The sequence below is a fragment of the Pelotomaculum terephthalicicum JT genome, from assembly GCF_022410535.1.
GTDB lineage: Bacteria > Bacillota > Desulfotomaculia > Desulfotomaculales > Pelotomaculaceae > Pelotomaculum_D > Pelotomaculum_D terephthalicicum.
The window spans coordinates 1-23,258 of sequence record NZ_JAKNBL010000012.1; the positions used below are offsets into that span (position 1 = coordinate 1).

General features: G+C 50.7%; 19 protein-coding genes. 10 read left to right on the plus strand and 9 right to left on the minus strand.

Annotated elements, in window-relative coordinates; all coding sequences use genetic code 11:
• Nucleotides 1-750 precede the first annotated feature (750 nt).
• From L9W92_RS09060 to L9W92_RS09085, 6 genes are all read left to right on the plus strand, one after another.
• Nucleotides 751-1,944 (plus strand): GHMP family kinase ATP-binding protein, encoded by a 1,194-nt coding sequence (locus L9W92_RS09060; protein WP_240083436.1) that lies wholly within the window; start codon nt 751-753, stop codon nt 1,942-1,944.
• Nucleotides 1,922-2,629 (plus strand): phosphoribosylanthranilate isomerase, encoded by a 708-nt coding sequence (locus tag L9W92_RS09065; RefSeq protein ID WP_240083437.1) that lies wholly within the window; start codon nt 1,922-1,924, stop codon nt 2,627-2,629. The genes L9W92_RS09060 and L9W92_RS09065 overlap by 23 nt, the downstream gene beginning before the upstream one ends.
• Nucleotides 2,530-3,672: a zinc-dependent dehydrogenase gene (locus tag L9W92_RS09070; protein ID WP_240083438.1), complete on the plus strand. Its 1,143-nt coding sequence runs from the start codon at nt 2,530-2,532 to the stop codon at nt 3,670-3,672. Before L9W92_RS09065 ends, L9W92_RS09070 begins: the two co-directional genes overlap by 100 nt.
• A 3-nt stretch (nt 3,673-3,675) precedes the next feature.
• The gene (locus L9W92_RS09075) at nt 3,676-4,482 is read left to right on the plus strand and encodes a class I fructose-bisphosphate aldolase (protein WP_240083439.1); all 807 of its coding nucleotides are present in this window, start codon (nt 3,676-3,678) and stop codon (nt 4,480-4,482) included.
• A 283-nt stretch (nt 4,483-4,765) separates the two neighbouring features.
• Nucleotides 4,766-5,053, plus strand: coding sequence for an AbrB/MazE/SpoVT family DNA-binding domain-containing protein (locus L9W92_RS09080; RefSeq protein WP_240083440.1), 288 nt, complete (start codon nt 4,766-4,768; stop codon nt 5,051-5,053).
• A complete protein-coding gene (locus tag L9W92_RS09085; RefSeq protein WP_240083441.1) occupies nt 5,043-5,471 on the plus strand; it encodes a putative toxin-antitoxin system toxin component, PIN family in 429 nt (142 codons plus the stop codon). Before L9W92_RS09080 ends, L9W92_RS09085 begins: the two co-directional genes overlap by 11 nt.
• 19 nt (nt 5,472-5,490) lie before the next feature.
• Here L9W92_RS09085 and L9W92_RS09090 read toward each other — a convergent pair whose 3' ends face one another.
• From L9W92_RS09090 to L9W92_RS09105, 4 genes are all read right to left on the minus strand, one after another.
• Nucleotides 5,491-7,341, minus strand: a complete 1,851-nt coding sequence (locus L9W92_RS09090; RefSeq protein WP_240083442.1) for a CHASE2 domain-containing protein — start codon at nt 7,339-7,341, stop codon at nt 5,491-5,493.
• Nucleotides 7,342-7,564: 223 nt separating this feature from the next.
• Nucleotides 7,565-7,882, minus strand: coding sequence for a hypothetical protein (locus L9W92_RS09095; RefSeq protein WP_240083443.1), 318 nt, complete (start codon nt 7,880-7,882; stop codon nt 7,565-7,567).
• Nucleotides 7,869-11,843, minus strand: a complete 3,975-nt coding sequence (locus L9W92_RS09100; RefSeq protein WP_240083444.1) for an S-layer homology domain-containing protein — start codon at nt 11,841-11,843, stop codon at nt 7,869-7,871. The genes L9W92_RS09095 and L9W92_RS09100 overlap by 14 nt, the downstream gene beginning before the upstream one ends.
• A 195-nt stretch (nt 11,844-12,038) precedes the next feature.
• Nucleotides 12,039-12,251, minus strand: coding sequence for a hypothetical protein (locus L9W92_RS09105; protein ID WP_240083445.1), 213 nt, complete (start codon nt 12,249-12,251; stop codon nt 12,039-12,041).
• An 88-nt stretch (nt 12,252-12,339) separates the two neighbouring features.
• On the opposite strand from L9W92_RS09105, the gene spo0A reads away from it, so the two are divergent.
• Nucleotides 12,340-13,164, plus strand: a complete 825-nt coding sequence (spo0A, locus tag L9W92_RS09110; protein ID WP_240083446.1) for a sporulation transcription factor Spo0A — start codon at nt 12,340-12,342, stop codon at nt 13,162-13,164.
• A 115-nt stretch (nt 13,165-13,279) separates the two neighbouring features.
• On the opposite strand, the gene L9W92_RS09115 is transcribed toward spo0A, so the two are convergent.
• Entirely contained in the window at nt 13,280-14,353 is a 1,074-nt protein-coding gene (locus L9W92_RS09115) for an NAD(P)/FAD-dependent oxidoreductase (RefSeq protein WP_240083447.1), read from the minus strand.
• Between the two features lie 604 nt (nt 14,354-14,957).
• On the opposite strand from L9W92_RS09115, the gene L9W92_RS09120 reads away from it, so the two are divergent.
• The gene (locus L9W92_RS09120; protein ID WP_240083448.1) at nt 14,958-15,623 is read left to right on the plus strand and encodes a GntR family transcriptional regulator; all 666 of its coding nucleotides are present in this window, start codon (nt 14,958-14,960) and stop codon (nt 15,621-15,623) included.
• 72 nt (nt 15,624-15,695) lie between these two features.
• Nucleotides 15,696-17,348 (plus strand): dihydroxy-acid dehydratase, encoded by a 1,653-nt coding sequence (gene ilvD / locus L9W92_RS09125; protein ID WP_240083449.1) that lies wholly within the window; start codon nt 15,696-15,698, stop codon nt 17,346-17,348.
• A 75-nt stretch (nt 17,349-17,423) separates the two neighbouring features.
• Here ilvD and L9W92_RS09130 read toward each other — a convergent pair whose 3' ends face one another.
• The 4 genes from L9W92_RS09130 to L9W92_RS09145 all read right to left on the minus strand — a co-directional run bounded on the left by L9W92_RS09130 (nt 17,424) and on the right by L9W92_RS09145 (nt 22,135).
• Nucleotides 17,424-18,608, minus strand: coding sequence for a methyl-accepting chemotaxis protein (locus tag L9W92_RS09130; RefSeq protein ID WP_240083450.1), 1,185 nt, complete (start codon nt 18,606-18,608; stop codon nt 17,424-17,426).
• Nucleotides 18,609-18,647: 39 nt separating this feature from the next.
• Complete coding sequence (locus L9W92_RS09135; protein WP_240083451.1) at nt 18,648-19,850, minus strand: EAL and HDOD domain-containing protein; 1,203 nt, start codon at nt 19,848-19,850, stop codon at nt 18,648-18,650.
• Between the two features lie 142 nt (nt 19,851-19,992).
• Nucleotides 19,993-21,597 carry a PAS domain S-box protein gene (locus L9W92_RS09140; protein WP_240083452.1) on the minus strand — a complete coding sequence of 535 codons (1,605 nt, stop codon included), beginning with the start codon at nt 21,595-21,597 and terminating at the stop codon, nt 19,993-19,995.
• Nucleotides 21,598-21,613: 16 nt separating this feature from the next.
• The gene (locus L9W92_RS09145; RefSeq protein WP_240083453.1) at nt 21,614-22,135 is read right to left on the minus strand and encodes a V4R domain-containing protein; all 522 of its coding nucleotides are present in this window, start codon (nt 22,133-22,135) and stop codon (nt 21,614-21,616) included.
• A gap of 232 nt (nt 22,136-22,367) precedes the next feature.
• On the opposite strand from L9W92_RS09145, the gene L9W92_RS09150 reads away from it, so the two are divergent.
• Complete coding sequence (locus L9W92_RS09150) at nt 22,368-23,243, plus strand: YecA family protein (protein WP_240083454.1); 876 nt, start codon at nt 22,368-22,370, stop codon at nt 23,241-23,243.
• Nucleotides 23,244-23,258 lie beyond the last annotated feature (15 nt).

Below are 23,258 nucleotides of genomic sequence, written 5' to 3' on the forward strand. Positions count from 1 at the left end.
CCCTTGTAAATGGATTTGTGTCCATGGTAGCACATTTCCATTTCTTCCAGCTGAGTGCTGTATTTGGTGGCCATTTTTGCTGCATTTTTAGTGGCCGTTTTTGCTGCATTTTATTATACCGCTAACATTAATACTCTACCTGCCAATATTCTTTTTAAAGTCTTGTTTTACAAAATAGAATACAGCATTTACTATTGACACTGCACCGGTAACGTAGTTATAACCGAATCAAGAACGAACAAAAACTTTCATATAGGATTTTACATGGCAATGGTAGGATTGCGCTCCGGCAACTTTTGACAAGCTTCATATTACTGTTTACTGTGCACGTTTATCACGACAGATTCGAGATTAGAGGTTTTCTTTCAAATGGGAAAAATAATATTAGTTCGTGAAGGAAGCTATGCGGAAACCTTTGACAGAAAGGTATGCAAGAAATCCATACTGACTCCTGAATTCTGGACTCACTATAGTTCAATCCCTCAATTGCCAAATTTTATCATTGCCTTGGATACGGGACTGGCTTTATAATGGCTTTATGGTAGGATGGTAGGTGGTTATGCTGGGTGCATTTCCAGACATGTTTTATACGGCACCGTCATTCAAGGCATTCCTACCGGAATGCCTTTTTTGATTGATTGCCCGGACGCCATATCTGCCACAAATCAAAATATCCTGGGAGGGATGGTAGGTAAAAAGCAAGCACGGTAAGCATGGCAGGTAAAATTATGATTTGTGGAGGTTTTTACGATGGAAAAGCAAACTATTAAAATAGGGGTCATCGGCGGGCCGTTTGACCGGTTTACCGCTGTGCTCGAGGAGTTCGAGCCGGGCCAGAAGGATTTTGTCATTCACCCGGAACAGTGCGGCTTCGCGTCGAGATCGGTATCCGAACCCACCGGGAGAGAGGTGGAAGTAACCCTGCCCGCCCGCCTGCACCCGACAGTGCTGGATATGAACAGGTTCAGCCCTGTCCGGCCGGGCGGCGGGGGAATGGGCATTGCTATCGGCATTTACCTGAAAGCCAAGGTGCGCTCGACCACAAACCCGGAAATCGTGGTGCGCGGGGAGCGGCCCCTGGTCGCCACTCATTTCGCCAAGGTAATCAAGGAAATCCTTGGCTACCGGGGCGGGTTTGAAATTGAGCTTTACGACCACAAGCGCCGCCACGTCGGGATGGGGTCGACCACCGGTTCGATGACCGCAGCCTGCATCGGCATGAACGAAGTCCTCGGCCGGCCCTTCACCAACAGGGAACTGCGCCGGATTGTCGGCTACAACGCCTGCGAGGAAAGCCCGCGCGGCAACGGCTGCCTGATCCGCGGGTTTGAAACCGGCATCGGGGCGATGGCCAGTGTCAACGGGGGCATAATAATGGCGACCGATAACTTGGAGATGATCTACCGGGCGGCCATGCCGGATACGAAAGTCGTCATCGTCATTCCCGACGTCCCCAGCCTGGAAGACGAGTTTACCGGCAAGGAAACGGCCGCCGAATCGGAAGTGGAAGTTCTCATGCGGCGGGGCAGGTACCTCGATTACCTGCAGAGCGGCGTCAAGGCGCAGATTATCCTGCTGGACATGATGCCGGCCATGGTGCAGGGCAACCTGAAGGGGATCGGCGACGCCCTGTTCGACATTTGCTTCCTCGGGTCCAAGCGCGCCGAGTGCGAGCAGCACGGCATCTCGGGTACGCAAATATACAACTATATCGCCAGTTTCCGGGAAGCGGGCGCCGAGTTGGCCGGCATGAGTTCGGTCGGGCCGACGGTATTCGCCTTAACCCAAAAACCGGAAGTGCCGGACAGACTGCTGGAATTTCTTGAGTCACGGGGCACGGCGAAGAGCCGGATCATGGTTACCGAGGTGGACAACACCGGCGCGCGGGTAACGGAAAACGGCGTGGAAAGGAATTATATCAATGAAAGCTGGTTGTCGGGTTAAAATTTGCGGCATAACCAATACCGAAGACGCTAATATGGCCGCCGGAGAAGGAGCGGACTATATCGGCGCGGTGATCGAAGTATCCTACTCGCCGCGCGCACAAACAGTGGAAAGCGCGGCGCCCATCTTCGCCACACCCCCTGTGCCGGCGGTGGCCCTGGTTCACCAGATGCGGCCGGACCGCCTGACGGAACTGGTGACGCGGCTGAAACCCTTTGCCGTCCAGTTCCTCAGCCAGGACGGGGCGGCCATGGCCGGGCAGCTCAAAAAAATCGCGCCCGGCATGGAAATCTGGCAATCACTGTTTCTGCCGGCGGCCGGAGACAGCGATTCAAAATTCGATCCGGAGGCCATGCTCCGGCAGGTTGAACAGTGCCGGGAGGCCGGCGTGGACGCGGTGGTTTTGGACACAGCAGCGGTAATCAACGGAGTGGTCAGGTTCGGCGGCACCGGCACAACCGGCCAATGGGACCAGGCCGCCCGGGTGGTGGCGGATTCCGCCCTGCCGGCCTTCCTGGCCGGCGGGATCAAGCCGGAAAACGTCAGGGAGGCGGTTGAGAGCGTCCGGCCTTTCGGCATCGACCTTTGTTCGGGCGTGGAGCTGCAAACCGGCAAAAAAAGTCTGGTCAAAATGCGCTCGTTAATGGAAGAAGTACAAAAGGCGGGGGGAATGGGCAAGTGTTGATGAAAGCCGCCGTCATGCACGGCAAGGGGGATATCAGGCTGGAATCCGTACCCGCTCCCGTCGCGGGAGAGGGAGAAATTATCGTCAAGGTCAGGGCCTCGGGCATCTGCGCCACCGACATCAAGATGCTTTTAGGCCAGGGAGCGCCGAAAGACCTGCCGGCGATACTGGGCCATGAGGTAAGCGGCATTATCGCCCAAACCGGGCCGGGCGTGCAAAACTACGCGGCCGGCGACCGGGTGGCCGTCTACCCCATCGCCGTCTGCGGCGAGTGCTTTTTCTGCAAGCGCGGCAGACACAACCTCTGCCTGCATGAATTCGGGCTGTCGCACGGCATTGACGGCGGCTTCGCCGAATACGTGCGCATCCCGAGGCAAATCATTAACGCCGGCGGCGTGGTAAAACTGCCGGACCACGTCCCTTTCGACAAAGCGGCTGTGGCCGAGCCGCTGTCCTGCTGCCTGGCAGCCGCCCGCGCCACCGGGACAAATGTCGGCGACAACGTGCTGGTGGTAGGCGCCGGTCCGATGGGCCTGATGCACCTGAAGACCGCGCTGTGGCACAAAGCCAGGGTGATGGTGGCCGATGTCCGCCCGGACAGGCTCGCGCTGGCTGAAAAAATGGGCGCCGCCGTGGGCCTGGACGCGAACAGCGCGGATGTGGGCGGCGCAGTGCGCCGCCTGACAGGGGGGCTCGGCGCGGACATCGTCATCGCCTCCCTCGGTGTGCCGGAAGTGATGGAGCGGTATTTCCCGGCCGTGCGCAACGGCGGCATATTCAATGTCTTCGGCGGCCCGCCGGCGGGACAGCCGGTGCCGGTGGACCTGCGCTGGCTTCATTATGCCGAGATTATGCTTACCGGAACCTTCGCTTCCACTCCGGCCGACTTCCAACTGGCGGTCTCCTTAATCAGCAGCGGCGAAATCGAAGTGGACGACCTTATTTCCCACCGCTACACGCTGGACGACATGCTGGACGCGGTGGAGCAGGCCCGCAGGCAGGAAATTATCAAGGGTGTTGTGTTAATACCGGAGGGGGACTAAATAATGGATGGTTTTTCAGTCAGACTGAACCGGATTTTGCGGCCTGACACCGGGCGGTCCCTGGTGGTGGCCATCGACCACGGCATGGCCCTGGGTCCGCTGACAGGGCTTAAAAATGTCAAAGAAACTGTATCCAGACTGGACGCCACCGGACTGGTGGACGCCTGGCTGGTGACAAAGGGAATCTACCGGCACGCTTTTGAGCCGGTAAACAAACCTGGCATCATTCTGCGGATCAGCGGCGGCGCCACCATTTCCGGCCCGGAGCTGACCCGGGAAGGACAGACCGCCACCCTGGAGGACGCATTGGCGGCCGGCGCCGACGCCATAGCCACCTCTGCGTTCATCGGCTCGCCCTATGAACATGAAACTCTCATCGGGCTTGCCCGGGCGGCCAGCGAGTGCCGCAAATGGAACATGCCGCTGCTGGGCGTGGTGGGGCTCGGGAAAATAAACGAGGAGCAGAAAAAAGACGCCCGCTTCATCGCCCTGGGCGCGCGCGCGGCCGCCGAGCACGGGGCGGACCTGGTCAAGACCTATTACACCGAGGAAGGCTTCGAGCAGGTAACGGCCGGCTGCCCGGTCCCGATCTTAATCGCCGGCGGGCCGAAATGCGAAACCGACCTGGACACCCTGAAAATGATCGCCGGTGCGCTCGACGGGGGCGCCAAAGGCATCGTCATGGGCCGCAACGTCTGGCAAAGCCCGCACCCGGAAGCGCTGCTGGCCGCCGTGCACGGACTGATTCACCGGGGCTTCAGCGTCCAGGAGGCCAACGACCTGCTGGAAGCCGGCGTCAACCGGCGGTAAACGGGAACGGAATACAACAGACACATACAACGCCCCGGCGTGGGAATAAAACTCCACCCGGGGTGAATTTGTGTTCGGTCAAACTCGCTCGCTCCATTCGCTCAAACAGTTCCCTCACTATTCCTCGGACTCTTTCGCTTTTTGAAATTAGCTCAAAATCGCCGCTTATGTATACCCAAAAGTCAAAGACGAATTCATTCTTAATTTGTTCTTTGTTGCTAATTGAGGCCAATCAATATATAATATTAAGAAACTAAGAAATTCGGAAAGGATGATTTTCAGAATGTCGGGCATGTATATGGATGAGACTAAAAGCAAAAAAGTAAGAAAGGTGCGCGTCTGGGGAAAAGGGCAGCTGACCATCCCGGCGGAAATAAGAAATGCCTTGGATATAGGTGAAAACACTTATTTAGAAATATTTCGCGCAGGAAACGCAATTATTGCCACACCGGAAAAAATCATGGTGAAAGAATTAGCTGACTCTGTAAAAAGAGAGATGAATAAGAACAATATTAATTTAGAAAGCCTGCTGGAAGAGTTAAGAGAAGGAAGCCACCAATATGAGAAATAAGGTTTTTATTGACAGCAGTGTGATTATTGCGGGTCTCGCTTCCAATAAAGGAGGAGCGCACGAAGTATTAGTGCTGGCAGAGTTAAAAGTGATAATACCATTTATATCCGAAGATGTAGTAACGGAGGTATTGCGAAACGTGCAAAAAAAATTACCGGGCGCTCTTGAACAATATTATTTGCTTTTTAAAACGCTGCCTTTTATTATCGTTGACTTCGATAACGATACCCTGGAATCAGCCCAAAAAATGATCAATGAAAAAGACGCGCCAATCCTTGCCGCTGCGATCTCAGCGAATGTGGATTGGCTGTTGAGTCTCGACAAACATTTTTTATGGAAAACATGGGCGGGGAAAGTTGACTTTCCAGTCTGCTCACCAGGTACTTTTTTAGAGGATTTGAGAAGTATGTTCGATTGATACCAGACTAGACAATTTATTAACCCTCGCTTGCTTTTCCGGCTTTAACCGTGTAAATGAGCACTTTTTCAACCATGCCGCGCACGCTGGTCTCGCCCAGGAGCGTTATTTCCCCGGGCAGTTCATCCTTGTTCTTCAGATATTTGAGCGTGCGGTCGCTAAGAATAATATTTGTTTTATACTCCTTGTTCATGCTCTCCAGACGCGAGGCCAGGTTCACTTCCCCGCCCATGATCGTGTAATCCATCCGCTCCGGACTGCCCACGTTGCCGACCACGACAGGTCCGGAATTGATGCCGACACCGATGTTGAACAAAGGCTCGCCCTGTTCCTCCCATTTTTTATTAAGCTCCTTCAGGCGCTCCAGCATTTCCAAGGAAGCCGCCAGCGCCCGGTCGGCGTGGTCCTCATAGTGAATCGGGGCGCCGAAAAAGGCCATAATCCCGTCACCCATGTACTTGTCCAAAGTGCCGCCGTGCTTGAAAATTATCGCGTTCATCTCGGTAAAGTATTCGTTCAGCCGCTGCACCACATATTCAGGCGTCTTGTCCTCGCTGAACGAGGTGAAACCACGCACATCCGAAAAGAATATCGTCAGCTCCACTCTCATACCCCCCAGGACGATGTCCTCCGGGTGCTGCAGCAAGTCCGACACCACGGCGGGAGGAACATAGCGGGCAAACAGCGCGCGCGTGCGCCGCCGGTCCAGTTCGGTGCGCACCAGGTTCTCGGCGGTCATGCCGGTGTATACCAGCATGCCCAGCCCCACCGGCGTCGCCAGGTTGACCCAGTAGCGCCCGCAGCACCAGCACAGGTACACGCCCAAACCGGCCGCCGTCATGATTGCCAGCAGGTAGAGCAGCCCTCTCAAGGGGCTTTTCGCCCTTGCCACACCGGCCACGGACAATGCGCCGACAAGCAATAACACTGCCAGGTTGACGGCCAGCGGCGCCCTCCTGTAGAACCCTTCAGAGTGATAGGTGGCCAGGGCGGAGGCATGCACCTCCACTCCCGGTGACGGCAGGGCGCCGCCCAGCACCATATTGCCGAGCGTGAAAGGGGTGGTGACATAGTCGTGTTCGGACGCCGAAGTGAAGCCGACAAACACGGACTTCCCCGCCAATTTGTCGCCGCTCACCCGGTCATTCAGGATGTCCGTGAAGCTGTATGTCTGAAAAGTCGAGGCCGGGCCCCAGAAATTAATTAAGGTCTGATATTTATCATCAATGGGAACGGCCAAATCACCCGCGTACAGGACCCCGTTCCCGGCAAGTTTCAGGCTGTTCGGATTAAGTCCCTTTTCCGTCAGCAATGTCGCCAGGCTAAGACAGGGAAACGGCCTGCCGAAAGTATTCGTATCCACAGTGGTGACGCGCCTGATCACACTGTCCAGGTCCTGCGGCACGTTGGCGAAACCGATGCCGGCGGTGGCGGAGGCCAGCTGTTTCACCGGGAAGCGCGGCACCTGGTACACTTCTCCCGCATTCTGTTCAAAAGAGAACATGTTGGCCATCACCACCCGGCCCTGCGCTTTCGCCGCAGCCGCGAGAGCGGCATTATCCTCGGGCGTGCCCGGCGTGTCGAAAACCACGTCGAAACAGACGACCTTCGCGTCTTTTAATTTCTCCAGCAAACGGGCGTACACCTGGCGCTGCCAGGGCAGCAGCCCGATTTCCCCGATGGAGCGGTCGTCAATGGCCACGACCACGATATCATCAGGCGCCGGCCGCGCGCCGCGCAGCTTGAACCAGCTGTCATAAATGCTTAGCTCAAGTCCTTCCCAGGCGCCGGCCAGGCTTGTCACCAGAACCAGCACGACAAGCACGATCGCCACGCTTTTTCCTTTCAGCTTTTCCACCCGGCCCCGCATCGCTTCGCCTTCCTTTAGCAAAAAATCTCAAAATTCGACATGAAAAATATACCTATATTATGCTATCACCGGAAAAGGACTTTGTCCACGTTAAAATTGCAGCATTCTTAATTATAAGCAGGCCCGGCGGGATTGTTCCCCGCCGGGCCTGGAGCTAAACCGTTTGAATCGCTTGGGTTGTGGCCATACCTTTTATAATAGACCACCCTTATTTATATTAAGGTCAGAAAGAGCCGCCAATAGTCCAGCCGGCGGTGCTGGGCTGCGACAGCCCGTCCGCTGTTCTCAGGTTGCCGCCGGCCTTGATATAAAATACATCCATCGGAGCCAGATTACCGCCTGCGTTGTCGATTACGGTAATAGTCAGTGTTCTTAAGTCATCCCAACTGCCGCTGTAATCCGTGCCGAACGACTTCCCTTGGAAGTCAATCAAGGCGTCAACGGTTGCTTTGCTGTCGACTAACGGTTGGTTGGTATCTACGTCAAAAAGAATGATAATTTTATCACCGTTGTCCAATACTCCCGAGCTACCCCCCCCCATTAACCGCGCTGGCGAAGACGATAGCCGGCGGCTCTGTATAGGTGCCGACAAAGGTGCCATCGATAATACCGCTGGCGGTGCTGGCCGGGGACAGGCCGTCCTCCGTCTTCAGTCCGCCGCTTTCTTTAATGGTAAGCGTATCGCCAACTGCCAAAGTGCCGTAAGCGGCGTCGCTGACAGTAAGCACCAGGGTTCTGGCGTCTGTCCACGTGCCGGCGTAGTCTGTGCCGAATACCCTCTGGCCAAAGTCGATCAGGGCATCTACCGCGGCCTTGCTATCTACCGGAGGACTGTTGGTATACACGTCGAAGTCTATGGTTACTGTGTCACCGCTGCCCAGACCCTCGTTGCACCCGCTGTCGGCGGCTGTGATGGAAATGATCGCCGGAGCCGAAGGCGTGTATTGTCCACTGGGAATAAGGTGCAGGTCGGCCGTCACATCCCCGGAGCTTGCGTCAATCAAGGCAGCGTTATCATATTCGGGCTCGGTTACGTCGTCGGAGACATAATAGCCGCATGGCAAGTAGCCTAGTTCGGGCGAGCTCAGCGAGCCCAATGAATAAAACAGCTCAAAACCGGCCTCTTTTGGCACTGCCAGGCTATAGCCCGCGCCGCTATTCCCGGCCGGGATGACTACATGAGCTTTATAATAAAAGCTCAATTCTTCCTGTGGCTTACAAGCGATAACGTAGAGCGGGATGTCTTCCTCCGCCGTCTCGGCGGGCAGCGACACGGTGCCGGTGATCGAAGCCGCAGGAATCAGGGTGAGGTTGATATCATCCCGGCCCTGGCTTCCCGGGCTAATCCAAGTGTAATTGTAATAATTTAACGTGGTGCCGTCTGCTGAATAATAACCGTACTGCATATAGCCCGGCACTGGATGAGTCAGGGAATAATTTACTAAATACTCCCCGCTTTGCGGAACAACAAGGCTGTAATTGACAGAATGTCCTCCGTTCGGGATGGTTACATAAGCCATGCCCGAATACATCGTTCCGCTGCTAACGGCGGTTACGCAAAGGCTGATATTCCCCGCCGCCGTCGCCCCGCCGGGCAGAGACACGGTGCCGCTGATGGCGCTTCCAATAAGAATGGTAAGGTCTTTATCCGCGACACTCCCTTCAGAGACGTCTATCAGCCCGACCTCTCCGTCCTCCATATAGTAGCCTTGCAGCACGCCATACGGCGCTATGCCACTCGCCGAGTACCGCAACCGGTAGCCGCTCTCCGCGGGGACAACCAGACTATATTCCGCGTAATTTTGTCCCTGCGGGATGATGATGTCCGTCCACCCGTTGGGGGGGTAACCGCCTGTGCCTTCTCCTAGCATGGCCTCGACCCTCACATCGAGGTTGGCTGACGCCTGTTGTCCTTCCGGCAGCCGCACTTTTCCGGAAATGGTGTATCCGGACAAAAGGGTGAGGTCGATGCCGTCCCGGTCTCCTCCACTGACATATATCCATTCAGCATTTTCGTAATACGGCGTGGTTATACTGTCGTAACCATAATAAGCGCGCTGGGCGTAGCTTGAACTGCTTGTTTGCTGATAGCTGACAAGGTACGGCCCTTCCGCTTGGCTCTCCGGGACGCTTAGAGCATATCCCGCTGAACTTGCCCCCGCCGGTATCGTGACAACGGGCGAGTTCCACCAGAAAGCGCAGGGGTCGGTCTGGGCAAAAACTTGCACCGCGATGCCGCCGGCCGGCGCCTCGTTATCACCGGGCAGCGAAACGGTGCCGCTGATCTCTTTTCCTCTAATCAGCGTCAGGTTGACGCCCGTCCGGTCCCCGGAGTTCACGTCGACCAAGCTGGAGAACTCGTAATAGGCCGTGGTCGCGCCGTTGGCGTAAAAACCCTGCTGTACGTAGCCCGATCCCGGCTGGACGGAATATTTCACCCGGTACCCGTAACCCGGCGCGCTGGCGGGAACATACAGGGCGTAGTCAGCGGGGTTGGACGAAGATGAAATCGTTAGATTCGTCCCCCATGAAGACTGCTTGCCCTCCTGAGTGGCGCTGACAGTGACTTGGATGTTCCCCGGCCCTCCCCCCGGCAAGGAAACCACGCCGCTGATGGCGTATCCCCGGAGCAGCGTCAGGTTGACGCCCGTCCGGCTGCCGCCGCTGACGCTGACCGGAGCGGCCTCGTCCAAATACGCCGTGGTGCCGCCGGTGGCATAATAGCCGACCTGCACGTAGCTGTTTTGCACATAGTATCTGACCCGGTAACTGTAACCCACATAGCTGTCCGGAACGGTCAATCTGTAATTGGCGGAACTCTGACCGCCGGGAATGGTCAACAAACACGTTAACGGGGTGGTGAGTCCGTCGGCTTCGGCGAGAACAGCAATGTTTATATCGCTCCCGGCCGTTCCCGAGGGCAGACTGACTGTCCCTGTGATGGTCCTGCTGCTCCCAGGGCTAGGAGACGGCGGAGGATTTGTTTCCGGCGCCGGTGTTGGTATATTCGGCGGCGGAGTAGGCGGTGGCGGAGTGTCCTCCGGGCCGGTCTGCTGCTCTACGGGAACGGGCGGGGTGATTGCGGGCGTGTTTTGCTCAATGGCGTTGACCCGTCCTTCCACCCAGTCTTGGACCGCCTGCCAGATTTGCTGCTGCTCGGGGGTCAGCGGGGCCGGCGGCGTGGGCGGCGCGCCCGGCGAGGTGATGGATGTGGCCTGGCCGACAGACACGGTAACGGGTTGCCCGCTGCCCGAAACGACTTGCACTTGCCCGTCGATAACGCTGGTGATGTTATAGCCGGGGCCCACTTCGTTCATCCAGAAGGTGCCCCGCACGGAAGCGACGCCCCAGGGCATGTCTACTTCCACTCTGACTTTTTCTTCGTAAGCGGACTGCCACCACTGAAGGTCCTGGCCTTCCGCTTCGGCCAGAAGGCCGGCGGGCAGGCCTGCCCCGGCGTAGGCCAGTTGGATGTTATTTTGGCTGCGGCCGGCTGTATTTGTATTGGTTTCGTTTTTATTAATATACATACCGGCCAGCGCGCCGAAAAGCCTGCCCTTGGCCAGGTCAAGCTTTAAATAATCTATTATGGTTCCGGGCGTGCCGTCTTTCAATATGGTGGTCCGGCCGCGCGCGTCCGTAATGGTCATCGTGGTATCGGCGTCAAGCCTCAAGCCTGACCCGTCGGAAAAGTTCAGTTCCGCCTGGCTGCCGGCGCCGGTTTTTATTATCGCGCCGGCCTGGACGGCTGTCACGGCGGTTATATCCACGGGGCTCCTGCCGGGTTCGGTGACGGTTACTTTGCCTTTTACGGGCGTGACGCTGCAGATCAGCGATACTTTGTTCCGCTCGGGATCTATGTTTAGGATCGTGGCCAGGCCTCTGGCCATCTGGGCGCGGGTGGCCGGGACTTCGGGGGCGAAGCTGTTTTTCCGGTCCACGGTGAACAGGCCGGCCTGCAATGCCACGGCTATCTGCTGTCTGGCCCAGTGCGCCGGCTGGACGTCTACGATGCTATCGGACAGCGTTATGTCGCCGGACACGGGCATGTTGGTCAGGCGCAAGAGCAGCGCGCAGGCTTCGGCCCGGCTGACGGGCTCTTCGGGCCTGAACGTCCCGTCGGGGTAACCTGTGAGGAGACCGGCCCGGCTGGCTCCTGCAATTACGGTGTAAGCCCAGTGCCAGGGGCTGACATCGCTGAATGTCTGGACGGCGGGGACTGCTTGTCCGTCTAATTTATCCGCCCTGGCCAGCATGGCGGCGGCTTCGGCCCTGGTCAGAGAGCCGCCGGGCTGAAAGCTGCCGTCGGGATAGCCGTGGATGAGATCAGTTTTCACCAGGTAGTTGACGAACGGGTAATAGAAATCGCTTTCGGGCAGGTCTGTAAACACCGGTCCGGCGGCAAACGCGCCGGGCGGAGCCAGCAGGCCGCACGCCGCAACGACTGCCAGCGCGACTGCGCAGACACTCGCTAACCTCAACACTTTATTGCGGAGCTTCATATCACGCCTCCCTAGTAAATGTTTTAAATTCTTTGCGGGTCAGGGCGACAGGCGCAACCCCCACGCCATTGCCGGCGGTTAAACCGGCCGTGAAGAGCTACCCCGGTCCTGCGGCTGCCTCCGGGCTGATTTCGCTGAAACCAGCGATATCGCCCAGTTTCAATAATATGGCTGTATAGCTTTATTTTTCTTATTCTACATTTCATCACAAATTTCGTCAAATAATATCTTTACCGCCCATATTGTATCAATCTCTTCAACGATTTCCTGCAGATACCTGTCAAACCGCTTGGGCCGGTCAGCTTCAAAAGCTAATTGAAGATTGCTCTGAATAATGGAGATTGAGACGTTCTTATGATCATGTCGCCTTCGCCAGGTAAATCTATCTTTAAAAAAATTTTTTTGCATCAACATTCATCGACACGTTTCCCGAAGGGAATATATGGCCAACCGTCAAATAGTATAAAAAAAAGCTGTATAAATCGGAGGCGGGATTATGTTAGAGAAAAAAAGCATCAAAGTGCTAATCGCGGATGACAACAGAGAATTCTGTGAGCTTTTAAGTAGTTTTATCGGGAAACAAGACGGTTTGGAGATTGCCGGCTTGGCGAACAACGGCCTGCAGGCAATAGAAATGATCCATAAGCACAGTCCGGACGTGGTAGTTCTCGATATCATCATGCCGCAGCTTGACGGTATCGGTGTTTTAGAGAGTTTAGCCGGCGCCGGCAACAAACCAAAAGTGATTATGCTGACTGCCTTTGGACAGGATAGTATTACCTGCCGCGCACTGGAACTTGGCGCCGATTATTTTATAATTAAGCCGTTCGATCTAAGCCTGCTGGTTGAACGCATACGTCAGCTTTCAAGTAAAGTCACCCTCTATCAATATGAACAGAAACCTAAAACAAGGGACTTGGGCACAAATATCACTAACATTATGCACGAAATGGGAATTCCCGCCCATGTGAAAGGATATCATTATTTAAGGGAAGCCATAATAATGGCTTATCATAATACCAGTCTGCTCGGCGCCCTGACAAAAGAGCTTTACCCGACGATAGCGGAGAAATTTAAATCAACTCCTTCCAAAGTTGAACGTGCCATTAGAACCTCGATACAATTGGCTTGTGACAGGGGAAATATTGAAATGATTCGTAAGACTTTCAGGTACACCATGAATATCGATCGCGGCAAACCAACTAACGGGCAATTTATTTCGGTTATAGCCGACAGATTAATAACGGAGGAAAAGGCTGCTAAAAATCATGCCCATGATCAGGCTTTGTCATCAACAATGCAGCTTCCGGCATCGGGATGATTTAGACATTCATGCCGTTGACGCAATCCGGCAATCCGGCGCTTTGACCGTGGCAGACCCCGGTCAAAGCGCCGGCTGCAGGATTCGGCGGCTGCTTGTTGTCAAACATTTTTTCTTATTTCAATGACTTAACCTTATCGATCAAATGAACAAGTGAAGCAATATATTTTAAGACATCAAGGTTGGTGTTGTAAATCATATTTTTAATCAACGGAGCAGTCAAAAGGGCAATAAGCCGGTCAAAGTTTTTATTTTGATACTGATTTAAGTATGCTCTTAAGGCTATGGAAATCCGGGTATTTTCTTTTAGCTGCTCAAGATAATCTTCGTAATTTATTCCCTCAATGATTGACTTTGCGGCGTAAACACCGCTGTAGATTGCCCCCAGCAGGGCAAAACCCAGTAACGGCTCTAAAAATCCTCCCGCGTTGCCGACAAAAAGGATGTTATCTACCCGGTGCGGGTAAACAAAACCGGAAGAGTGTTCCAGGTCCCACAGGCTGGCAATTTCATAGGTAAATTTTTCTGTTTGCCAAAATCTGCTCCAGTACTGTCCTATATTGGATCTATCCGCTCCTTGGACAACTAATACTAAGGAAGCGCTTTTCTGGTTAAAAGGGTTGAGGTAAGCATATCCTCTTTTAGCGTATTCCGTATTAAGCCACATCTTCATCGCGGTTGGCTCAAATGAGCCAAGTACAGTTGAACCCATCACCCAGGATTTAACAACATCCTGCCAGCAACCCAAGGTTTTTGTTATATCGCTGGTACCGCTGGCGATAATAACGTAATCATATTCACGGGCCAGCCTGGTGAAATCGGCCCGGCAATTATAATAGACAGGGGCTTTGATCAGTGAGAGAAGTTGATTTGCCGTACTATCCTGGTCTTGGCCCTGCTTTATAAGATAGCCGAGCTTTCCATAAACAGTACCGGAAGCTTTGGGAGTATTCATTATAATTTTTTTTAATGGGTTCAATGGTTCTAAACGGATATTAAGGTTTTTGCGCAAATCTTCAATTTGATCCTTGACGGGCCTGTTCATGACCTTCAGTACTGCGGCACAGTGTGTAACAAGTTCCCCGACTTGGTTCCGTTGTTCAAAAATATCCGGTATGACACCATGCCGTTCCAACTCGTGCGCGCAAGCTAATCCGGAAATCCCCGCACCGATAATACCGACTTTCATAGGCCACCTTATATTCCAAATAATCTTATTTTCTTCACTTGCCTTTTCATCTTTCCAAGGCATTCCTAACTGTTTTTTTTGATTATTATCCTTTTTTTGAACTTACCCAATAGGAGATTGTCCAGTACGTGCCTGCCCGTAAAAATATGCAACCCTTTGTTTGTGTATGAAAATAGAGTTAGCAAAATAATTTGATTTTATGCAAAAGTCTGTTCGATTTCTCCAGGTCGTTTGGGGAAGCTGCCGTTGGGAATCAACAATGTAAGGCGCCTGGTCAAGTGCGAATACGTTTACATCTCTTTCAGCAGCCTTGCTTCACGGACCAGTTTCACGCATTGGGCCCTGTTTTTCACTCCCAGCTTGCCGTAAATATTCCCTATCTTATACAATACCGGCTTATTTTAACAATTTTTAACGGACTTTGCCTGCTAAAAATCATGATAAAGCATAATAACCCGCAATTCTTATGTATCCGGGGATGCGGGTCGCGCTTTCTATGGCGGGAGATAAAAATTATTTTTTGCGGCAAGAGTAATATTACTTGCATTTGATATATGTATGCGATATATTGCATATAAGTAATTCATTAAGGAGAATAATACACATGCCGGTACCCCCAGATTTTTCCGCACCAATACGCATATCCGCGAAAGAAAGAGCATTATCGCAAATCCAAAGGTGGATCATTGAGGGCACCCTGCAGCCGGGCGAGAAATTAATCGATGCTGAACTGGCAGATTCTCTGGCTGTCAGCAGAACTCCAATAAGGGAGGCCTTACAGCTTTTAGAGGTGCAGGGGTTGGTTTCGATGCATCCCGGCAGAGAAACGCGAGTGACGGGCATCGAGAAAGAAGATATTTTAAAAATGTATCCTGTTCTTGCGTCGCTCCACGCGCTAGCGGCCGAATATACGGCGCAGCTTATTTTACCGGAACAGATCGAAATGCTGAAAGAACTGAATACGCAGTTTGGCAAAGCCATAGAAATTGGGCAGCCATTTCAGGCGATGGAAATTGATGAGCAGTTCCATAATCTTATTGTAGAGCTATCGGATAATCCTTACATTGCTTCATTCAGCGCATCGCTGCAGATTCATATAAGAAGGTTCAAGTACATCTTTTTAAATCAACCGCTAACCGCCACGCAAACCTCTGTGGCAGAGCATGCCTCCATAATACTGGCCTTCGAAAAGCGTGATAAAGAAACGGCTTCAGCTATGATGAAACAAAACTTGCTAAGGCCTATGCGTGAGTTGCATGCATTAATTTAGAGTGAATAAGCAGCTGCGACGTTTGAGGATTGATTTTTCAAGGTATTTCGTAATAAAAGGGGTGTTGCTCAAATGAACAGTGACAAAATTAAAAAGGGGTTCGATAAGACAGGTCAGCGGGCGTTATTGCACGCTATGGGAGTATCTAAAAGATCCTTCGACAGGCCTTTTATCGGCATTGCCAGCAGTTTTACGGACATGGTGCCTGGACATGTCGATATGCGTAACCTCGAGAGGTATATTGAAAAAGGTATTCACACCGGCGGCGGTTATGCATTCGTTTTTGGTGTTCCGGCAATATGCGACGGAATTACCATGGGCCATATTGGGATGCATTATTCGCTGCCTTCACGTGAGTTAATAGCCGATTCAATAGAGTCAGTGGCAGTGGCCCATGCTCTGGACGGGATTGTTTTATTGACAAACTGTGATAAAATCACGCCCGGCATGCTTATGGCTGCGGTGAGACTGGATATACCCGCTGTCATAGTTACCGCAGGTCCAATGCTGACGGGACGCTATAGGGGTGAATCACTGACTTTGGTAAAAAATGCTTTTGAAGCTGTAGGCTCTTACCGGGCGGGCAAGATAAACGACGATGAATTAGCTTGTTTTCAAATGGAAGCTTGCCCTGGCGCCGGCTCATGTCAGGGATTGTATACAGCAAATACAATGGCCTGTTTATGTGAAGCAATGGGGATGTCCTTACCCGGATGCGGAACATCCCTCGCGGTTTCAGCCAAGAAGAAACGGATTGCCTTTGAAAGCGGTGAAAAGATCGTTGATTTGGTGAAGAGAGGAATAACAGCAAGAAAAATATTAATCAAAAGTTCCCTGGAGAATGCCGTTTATCTGGACATGGCCATAGGCGGATCAACAAATACAGTGCTGCACTTGACTGCAATTGCTAACGAGGCGGGCATTGAACTGACCTATGATGACTTTATCAAGATCAATTCTAAGGCTCCTTATCTTTGCCCCCTTCAGCCCTCGGGTGACAGTACTATGGAGGACTTGGAATATGCCGGCGGGATACCGGCCGTGATGAACACTATCAAACCCCTGTTAAAAGACAATATTACCGTTTCAGGCAAAACTGTTTGGGAACTGGCCGATGAAGGTGCAGTCAGTAACCCGGAGGTAATCAGGCCATTGGAAGCTCCGCTCAGCCCCGCAGGCGGTATAGCCATTTTGTTTGGCAACATGGCTCCGGACGGAGCGGTGGTTAAAGCGTCAGCAATGAGCGAAAGCATGAGAAAATACCAAGGGAGAGCAAGAGTCTTTGATTCCGAAGAGGATGCAATGAAAGAAATATTGGATAATTGTATCAAACCCGGTGATTTTATTGTTATCAGGTATGAAGGGCCCAAAGGGGGGCCTGGTATGCGGGAAATGCTGGCTCCGACGTCAGCGCTGGTTGGCCTGGGTCTGCGTGACCAGGTAGCCCTGCTTACCGACGGAAGATTTTCCGGCGGTACTCGCGGTAACTGCATTGGTCACGTATCCCCGGAGGCATTTGCAGGTGGCCCGATAGCGCTGGTGCTGGAAGGCGATTTAATTGAATACGATCTGGATGCCGGATCTCTGAACTTGTTAGTTGAAGAGCAGGAACTGGATAGAAGGAAAAAGGTCTGGAAATGCCCGGGCGCAAAGGTTAAGACAGGATATCTGGCCAGATATATCAAAACGGTTTCTACAAGCAGAGAAGGAGCTGTATGCAAATAAAAAAAAGAACTGTCCGCGCCCCCAAATCGCGGCTGGTGGTGCCCCGGGTTGAAGCTCAGACCGCCGGGGCTTGATTTAACCTCGCAAAGCGGTTGACAGCTTAATAAAAGCCTCCAGGATTTCTAACGACGTGTCCACCACAGCTTCCGCGTTTTTTGAATTGCAGTCGACTGAAAGTGCATTAGCGGCTTCGTGGAATTTTTTATGCGGCTCTTCAATTGCTGAGTAAGCGGCAATATTTTGATATTGGCCGCGTTCTTCCTCGTACCATTTGCCGAAAGCGCATTCGCGGTGTGTTGCCAGTCTTATTCCTTTACCGGCGCTTTTTATTACCTTGCGCAAAAAGTTAGCGTGGTCAACCAGCCTGGCCGCCAGTACAGTTAATATATGTTCCTTTTCGGCAACACTTAAATATGGTTTTATTATTTTGCTCAATCGCTCAACATCTCGGCTTAAAACGTCGCCAAAATCCGTGACGGAAGCCAAATCTCCCGAGAGCCTGGCGAGGTCTTCAGTGGTCAAAGCCTGTTGCTGCGCCGCTTTTGCAATGTTGTCGATAGCATCGGCAGCTTCTTTAACTTGGTGTCTGTTTTCGCGCACAATATCGGTAACTTTTTGCGTATCATTCAAGTACCGATGGAAAACGTCTTTCACGTTCGTTACGGCGCTATTGGTATTCATGGCCCTGCCATTCATATCATCTGAAATGTTCTTGACTTCCTTAACTGCTTGCTTAGTTTGATCGGCCAGCTTCCGAACCTGCTCCGCCACGACAGAAAAGCCTCTGCCGTGTTCCCCCGCGCGCGCGGCTTCAATAGCGGCGTTTAAAGAGAGCAAATTTGTTTGATCGGCTATATCTGATACGTTTTGACTGATGTCGTCGATAGTTTTAATCTTTTCCAATAACTCTGTAGCGTTGCCAACCATGTTATTAAGCATTTCACCTGAACTTTTTGTCAGCGACGCTAATTCATTAATATTATTAAAACTTTCCAATTCTTTCGCATCAACCATCTGCATTACCGCGCTAATTTGCTGGGTGGAAGCCGATGTTTCCTCCGCCGTGGCCGACATTTCTTCGGCAGCGGCAGCCAGATCCGCCGATTTCTCCGAAATTTCCCGAACCTTAATTGATGTGCTGAAAGCCATCATCTCACTATGAGCCAGTGAAAAATCAAATAAGGCAGTTAAGAAATCCATTTCCGCTTGGCTGGCATTGGTCACGCCAGACATTTGCTTATTCTTGGAAAAAAAGAACATTAGATTAGTCAGCCCCTTTTCAAATCTTTTATTTTTTATTTAGAATATTTGATTTACTATTTCTAGCGAATCAATATAAAATCTGATGACCTCCGCTTCATCAAGACCTAGCTTAACACTTATTTCATGAAAGTTTTCCCAGTCACCCCTCTCATAAAACAACACCAGATTATAAACATCTTTAAATAAACTTTGCTCTCCCAATAAAGCCTTTTTAATCTCCATGGATATGGGCAGTCCGGTTAAAATGCCGGACAAGGGCTGGTCGAGAAAAGCGTCGATTAGGGAAAACATGCCCAACAGGAAAAGGTCGGAGCGACTATGGGACAAACCAACTTTCGGCGCAATCAGTTCACAAAATATAGCCCTGCAGATGGATGTGACGAAAAGCTCGTCCGGTTTATCTTCGCCTATTCCTTTCAGCGCCACCAGGGAGAGCCATTTGCTAATCTCTTTTTGCCCGAGCATAACCAGCGCCTGCTTAATGGAATTGATTTCCGACCGGAAGGAAAAGCTTGCGGAATTGATATACTTGAGCAGTTGATACGACAGGGAAACGTCCCTCTTAAAAAGGCTTTCAATTTGCTCAAAGTCGAACTCTTGCGAGTGGAGGTCCTGCAATAATTGAAGATAAATAAGCTTGTTGCCGGGGACATCCTTACCTGAAACTATGATGGGCTTGCTGAAGAAATATCCCTGAAAATAGGAATAGCCTATTTCCAGCGCCTGAGTGAATTCTTCCCTGGTCTCCACCTTCTCGGCCAGAAACTTTTTATTTTTCCCGAGCCGGTTAATAACAGCTTTTCTTTCTGCCGCGCCCGTTACCTTGAAGTCAACTTTAATGATATCCGCCAGTTCAATCAATGGGGCAAACTTTTGCTCGTAAACAAAATCGTCGAGGGCCAGCTGGTATCCCATTTTCTTTAATTTCTTGCAAACCTCGAGAACCTTTTCGTCAGGTTCGCTATCCTCCAGGATCTCTATCACGGCAAGTCCGGCGGGTAAAAGGGTTGCAACCTCATTTTCCAGTAAGTTTCCGGTAAAATTGATAAAGGCTTTTTTACCCCTTGTAAGCGTATCCAGGCCAATCAGCAAAAGGCTATTGGTGATAACCTCTGTTGTTGCCCGGCCGCCGTCCTCATTGGAATAACCGTTATATAACGCTGAGCGATATAATAATTCGTAGGCAAAGACCTCTTGATTTTGGTCGAAAATTGGCTGTCTAGCCACGTAATGACGCATCAACCCGCCTCCTTCCCTTTAATAGATTATAAAACCTGTTTGGTGACTCTTGCTATTCTCCGCAGAACCAAATTATTTCAGCAAAAAAAGACAGCTTATTATCTGCTGGAGATAAAAAGCTGTCTAGCAATGCCTAATATTTCTAATTATTTACTGGATTACCTAATAATTTATGCATTTTAATTGCTGCCGCTAAAGCCAGCTTTGTTTCAAATTGGTCAATAGATGCTCCCAAAATTTTTTCAATGCGCTGTTTTCTAAAGACTAAAGTTTTATGGTGCAGAAAAATTTTTTGGGCTGCTTCCTTCAAGCTGCTGCTTTGCAAAATTATATCAAGGGTAAGTAAAAGGCTGGCTCCTTTTTCACGATCGTACTTTATGAGCGGGCCGATCATTTTTTGGACATACTCTGCGGCATGCTCTTTTTTATCATAGGCTGCCAGAAGTTGATAGAGTCCGATATCCCGGTAATAATAAATTCCTCCGCCTTTTTCTCCCTGACATTTGGCCGAAATGATTGCGCTCCGCGCTTCCTGATAACCTTTTTTTAAGCTGTCAGGTCCCCTGTGCATGTCGCTCACGCCCATTGTTACTATGAGATCAGAGGTATAGAGGCTTACTTTTTCCCTGATTTGCGCGGCAGTCCGCATATCCGCGTCCGATATGTCAAGTGCACAACCGGCTTGCACCAAAACTCCTATGGCATCCCGAATATCCCACACAACGTATTCCCGGCTTTTGCTCAAAAGATTGTTTATATATCTTTTTTTCTGCTGGAGGTCAAGATGATTAATTTTATCTTTTTCAAAGAGTTCTTTATCCCCAAGATCAATCAAGCAGCAAAAAAAAGGAACCGTTAGATCTATTCCCCATTTTTTGGCAGTTGCCACAGCATCTTTATTATTTATAGAGATATTACCATTGATGAGATCATTAAAAAAATCGCTTTTGCGCTGCAAATCATAAGCCATCTGCAGCATTCTTTCAGCTTTGCGCCGTTTGGAGATGTCCCGCGCCACGCTTACGATTCCTGCCATCTTACCGTCATCATCGCGCAGCACGCTTACGGAAACCTCTATCCACAAGACCCGACCGTCTTTTTTAAAATGCTCCAATTCAAAAATATGTCCCTGGCCGACTGCCTCCTCATCGGCTGAAAACTGCCTTAACTTCACACATAATGCCCGAAAGGAAGCGAATGACAGAACTTCTTCTATGGTACGACCGATAATCTCTTCCTGGGTACAATCCAGAAGCCGGTCAACCGACGGGCTAACGTAGGTAAATCGCCCCGCCAGGTCTATGACCCAAATGACATCCAACACGTTTTCCGCCAGCAGGCGATACCGGGTTTCACTTTCTTTCAGTTCCGCCGTAGCCTTCGCCAGTTTCTTTGTCATGGAATTGAATGCGGCGGAAAAATCCCCCATAAAGTCGACCCGCTGGGTAAAATCTCCGCCGGCAATCATCTGGGTCTGCCACGTTAAATGCCGCAGATTTGCTTGAAAAGTTCGCAGCCCGCCGGAAAGAAACCCCTTCACTCGCATACTTTGAGATAGATCTCCGCTGGCCAGGGCTGAAATAAAACCTCTAATAGCCGCGAGCTTCTCATGTAAATCGACAAACTCCGGGTGCGACTGTAAAGCAGCCGGCAATGTATTAGCCGACACCTTATTTGATATCACATCTTCCAATGTTCGTACAGCAAGGTCAAGGAGCGCTTCCTGCCGGTCACCTTGCATAGCCATAACGGTTCCCTCCAAACTAGACTATAACCTCGGCGGTAAACCGGCAGGTACGGTCACCAGTGCACCAACAGTCTACCTCCTTCACGCGAAATTGCCGGCCGGTGAAGAAAGACTCCATCAGGGCCGCTATGAATCCCTCGTCGTACTTACAGATCTCTTGATCAGATTCCGGCAGCCCGGAGCAGTCAAGATCCTCGTCGATGGTCAAAACGAACGACCCTTGCTCAATATCAGCCTTTTCCACCCGGAGAATGCCGAGCCGCAACTCTCTTAGTGACTCCTGCAGCTTACGGATAAATTCATGGAAGTCGTTTATTTTGCCGATCATATTCTTAAAGAACTCACGGCCAGCCAATCTGCCGGACTCGTAAAAAATTTCGTCAGCCTTTTCCGCACCGAACTTTGCCTCAATTACGTCACGAAAAGTATATTGCATGAGCCGGTACAACTCGATCCGAGTTATTGGTCCGAGGTTTGGCCGTCCAACAGCGATGTCCCCAAGCAAATCCCATGAAAAAGGATATTTTCTGTTCTCCATAGTCCATCCCTCCTCCACTTTTTCATATATTTCTACACAACGAACACGAATCCTGTTAGAGCAGACCGTGAAGCGACTGATTTCACGAACTATGAGTATCGTTCACATATGCACGGATATAAGATTTTTTGCCAGGCCGGTCAGCAGGTAGCAGTGTAGCAGCATAAAAAGGATTTTGATGTTGTCTGTCTAATTATTTTCGTAAGATTACTTATATGGAAGGACTGAAATAATGACAACAGCAGTCGGCAGAAATGATCTTTGTCCTTGTATGAGTGGCAAAAAATATAAACATTGCTGTTCTTCCAGGGAAAATATGATTAAAGAAATAGGACTGCCGGTATTTTCAGAAGATTATGTTTTACAAATGCTACTTCAAGATTCAGATAAATTCATAAATTTTTATAAAAATGAAAGACATAAAATTAGCACTAAAATAAATTGGGCTTTTGACGAAAGGTTAAATTCCCGAATGAAGTCTATTGGTTTAGAAAATCCAGACACCAAAGAAATCGAGTATGTTGTTATAATAAAACAGGTTCCCATACAGTTTGCTCATGCTTTTGACACCGCGCATGAATTGCAGCATTTAATCTTAAATCAAGAAGGCTTTCCAAGTCTTTCTTATATAAATAATACTAATAATACCAACATTAATTGGATTAGCGGCATGAAGGATTTAGCTTGCCGCATTTCCAATTCCATAACTGATCCGCTGGTTAATGCCAGACTAGTTAAGTATGATTTTGATTTATGGGATAATTATGACAGGGTTGCAAAGGCTCAAATGCCTTACCTGCAATCCATAAAAAACATTTTTCCAAATGAACCTTCGCAGATGGAAGGAAGGGCGTTTATCGCGTCCGCATTCATTCAAGCTGTTTTGGATTGGGAAGCGGCATGTCGTATATCTCCGAACGCAAATAATAATTACATAAAAAACCTTCGCTCCATGTTTCCTGTGACAACCAAAGAGACAGAGGACATATTAGCGCTAATTAAAACTCACGGTTACGCCTCTCCTGATCAAGCCAGTATCATTTTCTACAATATAATTCAGAAATTTGGACTCGGACGTTTGTTTAGACTCTCCAATTTAAATATATAATAAAAATAAACAAAG

Bases quoted from the DNA above. Each gene is read 5' to 3' on its own strand.
- L9W92_RS09060 (WP_240083436.1), top strand. From the start codon at position 751: ATGGAAAAGCAAACTATTAAAATAGGGGTCATCGGCGGGCCGTTTGAC.
- L9W92_RS09065 (WP_240083437.1), top strand. From the start codon at position 1,922: ATGAAAGCTGGTTGTCGGGTTAAAATTTGCGGCATAACCAATACCGAA.
- L9W92_RS09075 (WP_240083439.1), top strand. From the start codon at position 3,676: ATGGATGGTTTTTCAGTCAGACTGAACCGGATTTTGCGGCCTGACACC.
- L9W92_RS09080 (WP_240083440.1), top strand. From the start codon at position 4,766: ATGTCGGGCATGTATATGGATGAGACTAAAAGCAAAAAAGTAAGAAAG.
- L9W92_RS09085 (WP_240083441.1), top strand. From the start codon at position 5,043: ATGAGAAATAAGGTTTTTATTGACAGCAGTGTGATTATTGCGGGTCTC.
- L9W92_RS09090 (WP_240083442.1), bottom strand. From the start codon at position 7,341: ATGCGGGGCCGGGTGGAAAAGCTGAAAGGAAAAAGCGTGGCGATCGTG.
- L9W92_RS09095 (WP_240083443.1), bottom strand. From the start codon at position 7,882: ATGGGGGGGGGTAGCTCGGGAGTATTGGACAACGGTGATAAAATTATC.
- L9W92_RS09100 (WP_240083444.1), bottom strand. From the start codon at position 11,843: ATGAAGCTCCGCAATAAAGTGTTGAGGTTAGCGAGTGTCTGCGCAGTC.
- L9W92_RS09105 (WP_240083445.1), bottom strand. From the start codon at position 12,251: ATGCAAAAAAATTTTTTTAAAGATAGATTTACCTGGCGAAGGCGACAT.
- spo0A (WP_240083446.1), top strand. From the start codon at position 12,340: ATGTTAGAGAAAAAAAGCATCAAAGTGCTAATCGCGGATGACAACAGA.
- L9W92_RS09115 (WP_240083447.1), bottom strand. From the start codon at position 14,353: ATGAAAGTCGGTATTATCGGTGCGGGGATTTCCGGATTAGCTTGCGCG.
- L9W92_RS09120 (WP_240083448.1), top strand. From the start codon at position 14,958: ATGCCGGTACCCCCAGATTTTTCCGCACCAATACGCATATCCGCGAAA.
- ilvD (WP_240083449.1), top strand. From the start codon at position 15,696: ATGAACAGTGACAAAATTAAAAAGGGGTTCGATAAGACAGGTCAGCGG.
- L9W92_RS09130 (WP_240083450.1), bottom strand. From the start codon at position 18,608: ATGTTCTTTTTTTCCAAGAATAAGCAAATGTCTGGCGTGACCAATGCC.
- L9W92_RS09135 (WP_240083451.1), bottom strand. From the start codon at position 19,850: ATGCGTCATTACGTGGCTAGACAGCCAATTTTCGACCAAAATCAAGAG.
- L9W92_RS09140 (WP_240083452.1), bottom strand. From the start codon at position 21,597: ATGGCTATGCAAGGTGACCGGCAGGAAGCGCTCCTTGACCTTGCTGTA.
- L9W92_RS09145 (WP_240083453.1), bottom strand. From the start codon at position 22,135: ATGGAGAACAGAAAATATCCTTTTTCATGGGATTTGCTTGGGGACATC.
- L9W92_RS09150 (WP_240083454.1), top strand. From the start codon at position 22,368: ATGACAACAGCAGTCGGCAGAAATGATCTTTGTCCTTGTATGAGTGGC.